2 protein-coding genes are annotated in these 686 nt (G+C 39.4%); one reads left to right on the forward strand and one right to left on the reverse strand.

Features of this window, described 5'->3' with window-relative positions:
- Positions 1-237: metallophosphoesterase (locus LG31_RS20440; RefSeq protein WP_193354222.1), on the reverse strand; the 237-nt coding region annotated here is incomplete at its 3' end.
- Positions 238-320: 83 nt separating this feature from the next.
- Between LG31_RS20440 and LG31_RS0107870 the strand changes: the two genes are divergently transcribed.
- A partial coding sequence (locus LG31_RS0107870; RefSeq protein ID WP_033113938.1) for a hypothetical protein occupies positions 321-686 on the forward strand: 366 nt, incomplete at its 3' end.

Here is a 686-nt window from a genome sequence, read left to right on the forward strand (position 1 = left end):
ACCTACAACAGAATAAAACCACCCTTGTGCTGTTAATCTCAAACACTCTAGTGAACATGCCCCACGGTCTACCAAATCGCCCGTGCAAATTACCCTATCAATATCAGGATCAAAGTTCGCCACAGACAGGATGCGCTTCAAAGAAGTAATTTGCCCATGTAAGTCACCAATAAAGTAATCTGTTCCCAATATATTTTTCTTGAGTATCTTGTGAGTTGTAATATTAATTCCGCTCATTGTGGCCACCAAAAAAATATGGAATACTTAAACACAATACTCTATAATGTTTTATTGTATATGATAAAGAGCAAGAGTTGAATATGAGTCCTCTAATTACAATGAAATCAGCCTCATTGGCGAACGTTGGTAGCTCGCAAGATGCGTTCGACTCAGAGTTCGCTCTTGTAAACAGCTTGCAATCTCTCGTGAGAAAGCAATTCAAGAAAAATATTGGTTTTGAAAGAGAGTTCGACTGTGGCTTTGGCATCGCTGATGCAATCATCTTCGAGTATAAGAGGAGAAAAGCAGCCTTAAATTTGGGGCAGATCACTCCTTCTTGGGCGTATACGCTCAAACAATTACCCTTAAAAACTAACTTTGATGCCGAGCACATCTCTAAAATTTCAGGAGCATCTCTCTCATTATCGAAAAAAGCGATCAAGGAATTTGTTGATGCAGGTTACTGC

This window comes from Aeromonas lacus (assembly GCF_000764665.1).
GTDB classification, from domain to species: domain Bacteria; phylum Pseudomonadota; class Gammaproteobacteria; order Enterobacterales; family Aeromonadaceae; genus Aeromonas; species Aeromonas lacus.